This window comes from Corallococcus llansteffanensis (genome assembly GCF_003612055.1).
Classification (GTDB): Bacteria; Myxococcota; Myxococcia; order Myxococcales; family Myxococcaceae; genus Corallococcus; species Corallococcus llansteffanensis.
On sequence record NZ_RAWB01000394.1, the window covers coordinates 1 to 9,394 of the forward strand.

The 9,394-nt window shown below is 72.6% G+C and carries 7 protein-coding genes; 3 read left to right on the forward strand and 4 right to left on the reverse strand.

The genetic code is table 11. From position 1 onward, the window contains the following. The first annotated feature begins 51 nt into the window (after positions 1-51). Together D7V93_RS29490 and D7V93_RS29495 are read left to right on the forward strand one after the other, a co-directional pair. Entirely contained in the window at positions 52-420 is a 369-nt protein-coding gene (locus D7V93_RS29490; RefSeq protein WP_120646556.1) for an arsenate reductase family protein, read from the forward strand. A gap of 138 nt (positions 421-558) precedes the next feature. Beyond that, positions 559-1,368, forward strand: a complete 810-nt coding sequence (locus D7V93_RS29495; RefSeq protein ID WP_443651966.1) for a GspE/PulE/PilB domain-containing protein — start codon at positions 559-561, stop codon at positions 1,366-1,368. A gap of 2 nt (positions 1,369-1,370) precedes the next feature. Here D7V93_RS29495 and D7V93_RS29500 read toward each other — a convergent pair whose 3' ends face one another. Together D7V93_RS29500 and D7V93_RS29505 are read right to left on the reverse strand one after the other, a co-directional pair. Beyond that, positions 1,371-2,240, reverse strand: coding sequence for an SGNH/GDSL hydrolase family protein (locus tag D7V93_RS29500; protein ID WP_208723188.1), 870 nt, complete (start codon positions 2,238-2,240; stop codon positions 1,371-1,373). A 78-nt stretch (positions 2,241-2,318) separates the two neighbouring features. Continuing rightward, positions 2,319-3,116 (reverse strand): alpha/beta fold hydrolase, encoded by a 798-nt coding sequence (locus D7V93_RS29505; RefSeq protein WP_120646559.1) that lies wholly within the window; start codon positions 3,114-3,116, stop codon positions 2,319-2,321. Positions 3,117-3,366: 250 nt separating this feature from the next. Here D7V93_RS29505 and D7V93_RS29510 point away from each other — a divergent pair, with 250 nt between their 5' ends. Continuing rightward, complete coding sequence (locus tag D7V93_RS29510; protein ID WP_147451393.1) at positions 3,367-3,732, forward strand: RNA polymerase sigma factor; 366 nt, start codon at positions 3,367-3,369, stop codon at positions 3,730-3,732. A gap of 19 nt (positions 3,733-3,751) precedes the next feature. On the opposite strand, the gene D7V93_RS29515 is transcribed toward D7V93_RS29510, so the two are convergent. Next, entirely contained in the window at positions 3,752-7,213 is a 3,462-nt protein-coding gene (locus D7V93_RS29515) for an AAA family ATPase (protein WP_372338357.1), read from the reverse strand. Positions 7,214-7,945: 732 nt separating this feature from the next. Then, positions 7,946-9,088 (reverse strand): hypothetical protein, encoded by a 1,143-nt coding sequence (locus D7V93_RS29520; RefSeq protein WP_120646561.1) that lies wholly within the window; start codon positions 9,086-9,088, stop codon positions 7,946-7,948. Between the last annotated feature and the right edge of the window lie 306 nt (positions 9,089-9,394).

The following is a 9,394-nucleotide window of genomic DNA, read 5'->3' on the forward strand; positions in this document are numbered from 1 at the left end:
TCTCATGCGAGCAGGCCCAACCCACCCGGTGGGTCTGGTAGAAGCCCGCGCATGTCCGATGACGTCCTCGTGCTCGCGTACTCCGGATGCGACACCTGCAAGAAGGCGCGGAAGTGGCTGGAGGCGCGGGGCGTCTCCTTCGAAACCCGCCCCATCGTGGACCAGCCGCCCACGGTGGCGGAGCTGCGGCGGTGGATTGCCCTCAGCGGCGTGTCCGTGCGCAAGTGGCTCAACACCAGCGGCCAGAGCTACCGCGCGCTCGGCAAGGCGAAGGTCGACGCGGCCTCCGACGCGGAGCTGGTGGAGTGGCTCGCGGGTGACGGCAAGCTCGTGAAGCGGCCGGTGCTCGTCACCCGGGAGTCGGTGACCGTCGGCTTCCGGCCCGAGTCCTACGAGGCCCTCTTCCCCGCGCCCGGGTAGCGAAGCCGTCCCGCCAGGGGCGGGCGACCAGACGAGCCCCTGGCCGTCCGTCGTCGCGTGCGGGCGGGGTTGCCACCTTGCGGGTGCATGGAAATCGGCACCAGACGCCCGTTGGGGGAAATCCTCCTGGAACTCGGAGTGGTCGACAAAGGCCAGCTCCGGCTGGGACTCGTGCACCATCACGAAGTCCGGGTGCCCCTGGGCCGCGCGCTGGTGAGCGAGGGCGTGTGCACGGAGGCGGACGTGCTGCGCGGGCTCGCCGTCCAGTTCGACGTGGACGCGGTGGACCTGGACCGGCACCCGTTGGATCGCTCCCTCACCGCGCTGGTGCCCGCGCGCGTCGCCCGGCAGTACGGCGTCGTGCCGCTCGGGCTGGAGCAGCGCGAGGACCGTGAGGTGCTCCACCTCGCCGTGCCGGCGCCCCTGTCCCTGGACGCGGTGGACGACGTGCGGGCCGTGTCTGGCAAGGCGCGGGTGGAGCCGCACCTGGCCTCCGACAGCGCGCTCTCCCGCGCACTCAGCGCGCTCTACGGCATCCGCGAGACGGAAGAAGCCCCGCAGGAGCAGCGCCGTCCGGCCGTGCCCAGCCCGCCGCTGATGCTCTACGGCTGGCCGCCCGTCACCGCGGTGCTCATCTCCCGGTCGCTCGCGCGGAGCGGCATCACGTCGCGCGTCGCCACACCGCTGGAGGTGCTGCACACGCGCGCCAACGACGTGGTGCTCGCGCCCCTGCAGGCCATGGAGGGGCTGCTCGCGGGCGAGGTCCACATCGAGGGCTCGCTCATCGTGCACGGGACGTCCGACGACGAGGGCTTCGAGCGGGCCCGGAAGCTGGGCGCGCGGGGCTTCCTCGCCAACCCGCGCGACCAGGAGCTGCTCTTGCGCGCCGTCCGCAGGCTCCGCCCGGACGCGGGCAGCGAGCCGCCGTCCTGGCAGGGCCACTCCTGATGCTACGGTGACGCCGTGGCGTGGGCCTGCTGCTGGGGCTGCGCGGGCGCGGGGGCCGCGGGAGGACGCGCGGTGTGCTTCTGCTCGGGCTCCAGCCCCAGCACGTCCAGGACCTGGGGATACACCTTGTTCGCGAAGTAGCGCCCGCCCGCCACGGTGAAGTGGACGCCGTCCGTCATGCGCAGGCGCATGGGCTTGCGGAAGCCCTCCACGCGGGCCTGGTGCAGCGCCTTGCCGCGCGCGTCGGTGAAGAAGGGGCGCGTGTCCAGGTGCACGGCGTCCTCGCGGCCGGTGATGACCTCGCGCTGCAGGCCGCGGATCAACGCCAGCTTCTGCTCGAAGCGGTGGCGGCCCGTCGCGGGCAGCTCCAGCCAGACGATCTTCCGGCCCGGCGCGGCGATGGCCGTCATGAAGTCCTGCAGGCGCTGCCGGTAGCCATCCTCCCAGTCTGGCTTGCCCCAGGCGACGGTGGCGCGGCCCACCTTGGTGTGCAGGGCCTGCCCGTCGTTGCCGCCCAGGATGACCACCACGACGTCCGGCTGGTGCTGCTGCACCTCCTGCTGACCGACCTCCAGCCAGTCGAAGAAGTCCGGGCGGGACAGCCCCGTGGACGACTTCGCCCGGCGCTCGCAGCGGATCCGCGGGTGCGCGGACAGCTGCGTCTGGAGGTACTCCCCGAAGCCCGTGGCGATGAGGCTGTCGCCCAGCAGCAGCACGGTGCGCCGGGGCGCGGGTGCGGTCGCGGTGGCCTGGGCCGGAGCGGTGGGCAGGACGGGCGAGGCCGTCAGCGCGGGGCCCGGTTCCGAGGCGGCCTGGGCCGACGTGGACAGGACCGCCAGGAGGAAGAGCGCGCGAAGAGAACAGGTCGACATCGGCGACCGCAAACTACTTCCCGGGCGCGCATCCGTACACCCCCCCGCCAGTCCCACGGATCCGCGGCCCCCGGCGCCTCAGGCCGCGGAGCCCAGGTCCACCCCGGTGGGGACCTTCCCCACCGCCGCGAGGCCCGCGGGCGCGAGCGCCTGGAGCCACGGCGTGAGCAGCCGCGCGCACTCCTCCGGGTGTGAGAAGTAGGGCACGTGGCCCGCGCCGCGCAGCAGGTGCCGGGGCGTGCCGTCCGGCAGCGACGCGGCCAGCCGCTCCAACGTCGACGGCGGCACCAGCACGTCGCGGTCCCCCTGGATGCACATGCACGACACCTTCAGCGGCCGCAGGTCCGGCGGCGGCGGCTCCGAGTGGATGGCGAAGGCGCGACGCAGCGTCGTCAGGCGCTCCAGCCCCGTCGTGGGCACCACGTCCGCCACCTGCGCGAAGGGCACCGGCCGCCACGCCGCCAGCGACGCCGCCACGAGCCCCGGACGTCCCAGCACCGCGATGGGTCCCATCATCGCGATGAGCCGGCCGCGCGGGCCCACGTGCGAGGTGCGCGTGAACGAGCCCAGGAACGCCACGCCCCGCGCCGCGCCGCCCGCGGCCAGGTGCGCCGCCACCATGCCGCCAAAGGAGCTGGCCACCACCGCGTCCACCGTGCCCGCCGCCCGGAGCACCTGCTCCGCGAGCGCCCGCGCGCCGCACGCCGCATGCTCGCCCTCCGGGTACTCGACCAGGACGGGACGGGCGACGGCCGCCAGCTGCTTCGCCAGGGCCCGGAAGCCCACGCCCCGGGCACCCAGCCCCGGCAGCAGCAGCACGCGCGGCCCCTGCGCGCATCCGCCTTCAACGTCCGTCAGCTCCACCGCGCGGCGCATTCCATCTCCTGCTCCAGATCCAGGCGCGCCGGAGAACAGCGCCGGCGCCCGGCCTCTGCCCGCCCACCCCGCCTGGAGGCTCGCAGGCCCCCAGGACGGCAGGAAGTCCCCCTGGATTCTCGTTTGCTGAGACTGGGAGTATTAGGAAAAATCAGCCGTACCATCATTTTGCAGCGATGCGATTCCGGAAGTCCGGGGCCAAGGTTTTTGTTGGCCACCGTTCTGACAGTGACGGGGGGAACGTCTAAGAATGGTGACTGTGAATCTGCAAGCCTTCGGGGAGTTCGTTCGCACGCATCGTCCGGCCCTCGAGGTTCGGGCGGCGCGGCTGTGCGCGGGCAGCACCGTCGATTCCACGGAGCTGGTGGGCGAGACGCTGGAGCGCGCCCTGTCCGTGTTCGAGCGGTTGCAGGACCAGGACACCGCCGCGGTGACGCAGTGGCTGGACGGTGCCATGGGCCGCTGCTTCGCGCGCATGGGCGGCCAGCTGGCGGAGGTGAAGCCGTCGACGCCGGACCTCCAGCAGACCTTCGACATGCTGCGCGCCCGCTTCCGCGAGGTGTACGGCCAGCCGGTGTTCGGCAAGCGTGCGGGTGTGACGGGCTGGCGGATGTAGCGGTGCCAGGCGCCCGTGGTCAGGGCGCCTGTCGGTGGCCGGACAGCGTCTCCACGTAGGACGCGGCCACCTGGAGGAAGCGCCCCCCCCGGACGCCGGTGAGGTACTGGCGCTTCATCGCCCGGGTGGCTCCCACGTAGAACATCGCGCGGCGGATGCGTTCGTGTTCGCGCTCGGTGCGCTGGCGGGCTCCCGCCATCCACGCCTCGATGGAGTCCAGGGCCTCCAGGCCCGCGAAGAAGACGACGGGGCACTCGTGGCCCTTGCAGGAGAACACCGTGGTGGCGCGCACGTGATCCACGCCGCTCACCCGGAAGTCCGCCACGTCCCGCCCGCCCTTGCCGCCGTAGGCCTCCGCGGGCACGCCCGCCTTCTGGAGCGCGGCCGTGAACGACGCGGGCATGACGGGCGCCACCACCAGGATGTCGCCGGGGTGGACGTGCTCCTCGCGCACCAGCCGCGCCACCTCCTTCGCCACCCAGCGCGCCTCGCCGGTGCTGGAGGCGAAGTCCTTCACCTGCGGCAGCACGCCGCCGCGCTCGGTGGACTGCACGCGGTAGAGGCCCTCCAGCGTCTCTTCTGGCAGCCACAAGAGCCGCTCGCGGGCCAGCTCCCCGGCCTTCATGTATTCGCGCATGCCGGGGTCGGTGACGCGGTGCTGGCGCAGCGGATCCAGCACGACGTTGAAGGCGACGTCGAGGATGTCGCGCGTGGCGCGGAAGGTCTCCTTGAGCACGCGGGTGCGGCCCCGGAAGGACAGCCCTTCGGGGAGCTGCTCCTTCAGCGTGTCGATGGGCACCTGGCCGTAGACGTTCTGCGAGTCGTCCATGAACAACTGGAAGCAGCGTGACTCGCGGCCGTCCTCGCCCACGCGGGGGCGCACCAGCGCGTGCAGCGCCGCGAGCCCCTTGGCGTCCATGTCCTGCGCCTCGTCCACGAAGACGGCGTCGAAGGCGTGGGGCTCCAGGCGCCGCAGCGCGCCCACGTGCTTCACCGTCACCTGGGCCTTGAGGGCGGGCACGGCCTGCGCGCCCGCGCGCACGGTGAGCGCCTCCACGAGCAGCTTGTCCACGAGCGGCGCGAGCGACCGGTTGTAGAAGGACACCAGCACCCGGGCGCGCGGGTTCTCCAGCAGGTAGCGCGCGGCCCAGTGCGCCAGCACGTACGTCTTGCCGCTGCCGGCCACGCCGCGCACCAGGTGGTGGCCGTCGTCGAAGCGGCGCTCGAAGAGCGACACCTGCTCCTGCGTGAAGAGGGGGCCCACGTCGCGGCCGCCCTCGATCTCACCGCCCAGGCCCACGGGCACCAGCGGAGGAGGAGGCGGAGGCGGCGGGCGTGGCTGCGTGGCGAGCAGCTCCAAGCGGGGCGGCGTGCCCGGGTGCACGCGCACGCGGGGCAGGAGCGACAGGAGGCGCGCGGGCACGGGTGACGCGCGGGCCTCCGCGCGGGAGGCGAGCACCAGCAGGTAGTCCTTCGCGCGGCTGGCGGCCACGTTGAGGATGGGCACCAGCGTGTGGGGCGGGAAGGGCCGGCCTCCGGCCACGGTGTCCACCATCACCACGTCGTACTGCGTGCCCTGCTGACGGTGGATGGTGGAGGCGCTGAACATGTCGTGGCGCAGCCCCGCCGCGTTCCCCAGCTTTCGCAGGAGGGCTGCCTGCGCGCGGTAGGGCGTCACGCACAGCACGGTGAGGCCCAGGCGCACGGCCTGGCGGGCCAGGGTGACGGCGAGCTCCGCGGACAGCTCGCGCTGGTAGCCGGAGCCCGTCTCGCCTCGGCCGTGCGTGAGGCGGCGGGTGTCGCGGCTCAGGCCGTCCAGCACCAGCCACATGGCGCGCGCCGGGAAGGCGGGCACGGGCGCGGGCTTCAGGGCCCGGTCCTTCACGAGGTCGCCGTCCTCCAGCGCGCCGCCGTAGCAGAAGTCGCTCACCACGCGGGCGATGTCCGGGTGCATGCGGTGCTGGGTGCGCAGGAGCAGCACGTCCGGCCGCTCCGCGTCCTTCACCGCGTCCTCCAGGTGGGACAGGGCGCTCGCGCGAAGCCACGTCTGGGCACCGCCGCCCGCGCCCTCCGCCGCGCGGCTCACGGGGCCGATCTGCTTGGGGTCCCCCGCGAGCGTCACCTGCCGGGCCAGTGGGGCGAGCAGCGCCGTCGCCGCGCGCGTCACCATGCCGGCCTCGTCCACGACGAGCCGCTGGAAGGTCTCCTCCCCTTCCAGCTCCGACACGAGCCGGAGCGCGCGATGCACGGTGAGGACCATGAGGGGGCTGTCGCCCTTCTCCGCCTCCTTCAGCGTGGGGTCCTTCACGCGGCCGCGCAGCGTGCGCAGCTCCGCCTGCATCTTGGCGAGCTCCGGCGCGGCGCCGCCCCGGGAGCGCTCCAGCGACAGCTCCCGCTCGCGCTCCTGGATGGTGTTGCGCAGCTTGCTCGACTTGTTCTCCTCCAGCGCCACGGTGGGCAGCTTGGACAGGGCCTCGCTCGCGCCGGTGCCGCCCCGGAAGATGCTGCGGGCCAGGGGGCGCAGCGGGATGGGTTCGCGCTCCAGGAGGGCGCTGACGCGCATCACGAGCTCATCCGCGGCGCGGTTGGTGGGGGCCACCGCGAGGATGCGCTCGTTCGGGTACGCGCGCAGGGCGCGGGCGATGAGGTCCGCGACGGCGGTCGTCTTGCCGGTGCCGGGAGGGCCCCAGATGCAGCCCCATGGCTGGCGCCACAGCCGGTCCACGGGGAGCAGCTCCGCTTCGCGGGCGGAGGGTGCGGCCGGGACGAGCTCGCCGCAGGCGCATGACAGGGCCGTGGTGAGGGCGGGGACGCGCTCTTCGTAGGCGGAGGCCGCCGCGCACAGGGCCTCCGCGAAGTCGTAGGGCCGGTAGCACCAGCGCTCGCAGGAGAGGACGCGGCGGTCCAGGTCCTCGCCCGCGTCCGACGACGCGAAGACGCGGCCGGATTCGAAGTCCAGGTGGACGATGTCGCCGGCGAACACGAGTTCCTCGCCCACGAAGCCGAGCAGGGAGCCGCCGGACCAGTCCGGATCCGCGGCGGGCACCGGCACCAGCCCCAGCACGCCGGGCCCGGCGAGGCCCACCTCGCGCGCCTCCTGGAGCCGCTGGGCGCGGTACTGGCTGCGCTCCGCCACGAGCGCGTCGCGCAGTTCTTCCGGAAGATAGGTCGGGGCGACCCACTGCTCCCTGCGGCGGCCGGAGGACACGGCGGCCTGCATGGCCGCGCGCTCGGCCGGGGTGGCGTCACCGGAGGCGGAGACGTCCCGGGCCGGAGCTTCCTCGATGGGGCGGGCTTCGGCGACGTCGTCCACCACGCGCACGAGGTTCGGCGCGAGAGGCCTGGACGCGTCCGCACGAGCGGGCTTCGGCGCGGAGAGCCTCAGGGCTGCGGTGCGAAGAAGGTCGAGCGAGACGGGCCGCGAGGTGTCCTGGTTCAGGAGGTTCGAGGCAACAGCCCGCGTTGCCATTTCGTTGCGCACGACGTCCGACGCGGAGTCCTCCCGGACGACGTTCGAAGCAACGCCCCGTGATGCCACGTCGTTGCGAGCAACATCCGATGCGGAGTCCTCCCGAACGACGTTCGAAGCAGCGGTCCGTGGTGCTACGTCGTTGCGAGCGGCATCCGAAGCGGAGTCCTCGCGGACGACGTTCGAAGCAACGCCCCGTGGTGCCACGTCACTGCGAGCGATGTCCGACGCCGAGTCTTCGTGGGCGACATTCGAAGCAACGGCCCGCGCTGCCCCAGCCCGCCCACGGACAGGCTCTGGAGCGGAGGCCTGGGTCGTGGCATCCGCACGGGCGCGGTGGGCAGCAGGCGTCTTCATGCCCCCACCGCGCACGGGCTCCGGCGTCAGCGCTTCATCCCCGGCATCGGGCGGTGGCCAGGCCGGACGAACCCGGAGCACGGGCGTCGGGTGGCCTCCGGCCTCCACATCCGTGTCGTACTCCACGCGGAGCGCGGGCATGAGGCCATCCGGAGCACGCTCGTCCCGTGGCGCCTCCCCCTGCCCCAATTCCTCGTCCGTCCTGCGCATCATTGCGGGTGTTCCCGGCGCGGCCCTGTCCGTACCCTCGGAAGCTGCGGCGCCGGGAAGCCGGCCAAGCTAGGGGAGGCTCCGATCTGCGTCAACGCACGCGGTGGCTCCCTCGGACGCCTGCACCATCCGTGAAGCCCACCCTCCCCTTCACGGACGACGCCCCGGGCCGCGCGACTACAGCAGCGAGCAGAGCAGCCCGCCGCCCGTGCCCGCCGGGCAGGCCGTACCCTGGCAGTACACCGGCCCCAGGCCCACGGAGAGGATGCCCTGGAGGCTGGGCACCTTCACCTTGCAGGTGCCGGTGGTCGCGTTGCCGGACGCATCCTTCACTTCGTAGGTCATCGTGTAGACGCGACCGTTGCCCAGGATGCTGGACTCCGCGCGCAGCTGCGCGGACTTGCGGTCCGCGCTCAACTGGATGTCCCTGCACGCCAGGAGCCGCAGCCCGGACAGCGCGTCCTCCGACTCGTCCGACACCACGCGGATGATGCGGCCCGCCTGCTGGAGGTCCAGCGTCCCGCCGCAGTTGTCCGTCGCCGGCTCGGCGCAGTCCGCGAGCGTCACCTGCCGGTACTCCGCGTTGGAGGTGAACGGCAGCACCAGGTTCTTGCTCGCCCCGGCCACCGGCGCGGACGCGTCCACCACCGTCACCGTGGCCGAGCACTGGTTCGACGCCAGCCCGTCCGACACGGAGAGCGTCACCGCCGTCGTGCCCACCGCGTAGGGGCCCGCCGGGCTCTGCGACAGGCTCAACGCCTGCGGAAAGTGGTCCACGTCGAACGAGCCGTTGTCGATGGACACCGGCGCCGCGCACGCCACACCCGCCGACACCGTCACGCTCTTGCAGAGCGCCACCGGCGTCTGGTTCACCACGCACCCGCCACCGGACGCCAACGTCACCGACGCGGTGTTGTTCACCTCGTCGTCCTCCGGGAAGAAGTCCGTGTGGTCCGCCACCACGAACAACCGCTGCGTGCCCTGCGGCACCACCACCACCGTCTGGAAGCCGTAGCGCTCCTTGCCCACCAGCCAGGGCACGTTCACCGTCGCCAGCAGCGTGCCGCCCGCGGCCGGATCCCCCGCGTAGATGCCCGCAGTCGACGGGTCGACGCCCGTGGGCGCCTCGTTGCGGATCGCCCCCGTCACCGTCAGCACATCACCGTCGCACGTCACGCCCAGCTCGGAGACGCCCAGGTCGATGCCCGTCAGCGCCGCCTCGGACCGACGCAGGGCCGGGCCCTCTTCAGGGGACTCGGTGCCACATCCGACCAACGCCACGAGGGCGGCGAAGAGTGAAAGCGGACGCAGGAAGCTCATGTCTGTCTCCAGAAGGGCGCGATGCCAGGGGGTGGAAACGGGTCCAACGCCAGACATTGACAGTCGGCACCCGTGAGCAAGCTTTTGCCACATACGGATTTTTCAAGCAATACCGTAAAGACAATTCCTTGCGTCTGGAGTAGCGCGCCACCCACGGGATCATGAATGACCCGGCGTTTGCCTTTGCAAGAAGTTGGGAATCCCGCGCCGGGCGTTCGGCCCGTAAGGGGAACGCCGGGGGCGTCGGTCTCCCGGGGAGCAGGGGGGCAGCCGGGCATCGGAGTGGACAGAGCCCGCCCCGATGGG

Bases quoted from the DNA above. Each gene is read 5' to 3' on its own strand.
- D7V93_RS29490 (WP_120646556.1), top strand. From the start codon at position 52: ATGTCCGATGACGTCCTCGTGCTCGCGTACTCCGGATGCGACACCTGC.
- D7V93_RS29500 (WP_208723188.1), bottom strand. From the start codon at position 2,240: ATGTCGACCTGTTCTCTTCGCGCGCTCTTCCTCCTGGCGGTCCTGTCC.
- D7V93_RS29505 (WP_120646559.1), bottom strand. From the start codon at position 3,116: ATGCGCCGCGCGGTGGAGCTGACGGACGTTGAAGGCGGATGCGCGCAG.
- D7V93_RS29510 (WP_147451393.1), top strand. From the start codon at position 3,367: ATGGTGACTGTGAATCTGCAAGCCTTCGGGGAGTTCGTTCGCACGCAT.
- D7V93_RS29520 (WP_120646561.1), bottom strand. From the start codon at position 9,088: ATGAGCTTCCTGCGTCCGCTTTCACTCTTCGCCGCCCTCGTGGCGTTG.